Consider the following 1618-nt stretch of genomic DNA (forward strand, 5'->3'; position numbering starts at 1 on the left):
CTCGCGCCCCGGCGGGTATTGCTCGACTCATGTTCACTGGTCCTTCTGGCCGGAAGCCGCGGCGTCTTCGGGCGGCTGCGTGAATTGCGACCGCACATTGCCCTGGAAGGTGACCTGGACGCCGTTCTCCGTCGAGGCCAGGGAATCCGCCTCGATCCAGCCATTGTTCAAATCCAGCCGCACCGGCTCGTTCGAGCCGAACATATTGGTCTTGAAACTCATCGAGGCGCTGCGCATTGCGAGATCGAAATTCGCGCTCCGGATATGGACATTGCCGGCGAGGTCCAGCACCTGCGTATTGGAATCATAGGTCCCGCTGTCGCCGATGATCCGCGTATCGGTGTCGTCGGCCATGCGCAGCTTGGCGTTCAGCTTGGTCAGGGCCGTGCGGCTGGGGTCCTTGGGATTTTGCACGCCCGATTCCGCCGTCACGTCATAGGGCTTTCCGTCGCGACGCACGCCGGTCAGGCGGGGATGCTCCATGGTGATCTTGTCGCCGCTGATGCCGAAACTGTCCAGCGAGAAATTCAGCTCGCCCATGTCCTGGCTGCGAAACCAGGAATACCAGACCAGGCTCACCGTCACGACGGCGGCGCCGATCAGAATGCCGCGCCGCAGCCATTTCACGCGCGCGCTGTGGCGCGCGGCGGCGTGGAAGGCGCGGGCGCGGACCTGATTGCCGTCGCCCAAACCGTCTCCGGCCTGTCCGGGCGGGTCAATCGGCATGATCTCGCCACGGGCCGCGGCGCCGCCTGAAATCATTGATCCGTCCTTCCGCCCCACCATGACGCCGACCGCTACGAAGCCCCGAATGAACCCGCTCTGAACGCCGACTTGAAGGCAAAGAGCCGCTCGAAATTATGACATTCGCGCGGCCCCGGCGTGGCGGACCGCCGCCCGGCGCCGACAAAGCCTCAGCTATGCGCGAAAATATCCGTTTCCGGCCAACCCAGCAAATCCAGCTCGGCGCGGGCCGGCAGGAAATCGAAACAGGCCTGGGCCAGCGCCGTGCGCCCCTCGCGCGCGAGCAGGACGTCGAGCTTCTCGCGCAAGGCGTGAAGATGCAGCACGTCGGACGCGGCATAGGCGAGCTGCGCCTCGCTCAGCTTTTCCGCGCCCCAGTCCGAGGTTTGCTGCTGTTTGGAAATCTCCACGCCCAGCAATTCGCGCACGAGATCCTTGAGCCCGTGGCGGTCGGTATAGGTGCGGGTGAGCCGCGAGGCGATCTTGGTGCAATAGACCGGCTCCGCGCGCAGGCCGAAGGTCTTTTGCAAAATCGCCAGATCGAAACGCGCGAAATGGAAGATCTTGACCACGGACGGGTCGGCCAGCATGCGGACCAGATTGGGGGCCTCGGTCTGGCCCCGCGCGATCTGCACCAGATCGGCCTCGCCGTCGCCGCGCGAAAGCTGCACCAGACACAGCCGGTCGCGATGGGGATTGAGGCCGAGCGTTTCGGTGTCGATGGCGATGCTGGCGCCCGGCTGGAAATCGCCGGGCAGATCGCCCCGGTGCAAGCGTATGGTCATGATGGCTGTGGTCCCCGCCCGGCGAGGGCGGGCTCGCGCGGCGCCGCAGCCCTATCATCGCCGTGGACGGCCGGCAAGCGCGCGGGCGG

Annotated in this window: 2 protein-coding genes; both read right to left on the reverse strand. The window is 65.8% G+C overall.

Going from position 1 to position 1618, the window contains the following annotated elements; genetic code table 11:
• Positions 1-33: 33 nt before the first annotated feature.
• A complete protein-coding gene (gene lptC, locus ACE3S9_RS19345; RefSeq protein WP_374548105.1) occupies positions 34-762 on the reverse strand; it encodes an LPS export ABC transporter periplasmic protein LptC in 729 nt (242 codons plus the stop codon).
• Between the two features lie 152 nt (positions 763-914).
• A complete protein-coding gene (locus ACE3S9_RS19350; protein ID WP_374548106.1) occupies positions 915-1529 on the reverse strand; it encodes a ribonuclease D in 615 nt (204 codons plus the stop codon).
• Positions 1530-1618: the final 89 nt, after the last annotated feature.

Origin of the sequence: Rhodoblastus sp. (assembly GCF_041915505.1) — a bacterium.
In the GTDB taxonomy this organism is placed as follows: Bacteria; Pseudomonadota; Alphaproteobacteria; order Rhizobiales; family Beijerinckiaceae; genus Rhodoblastus.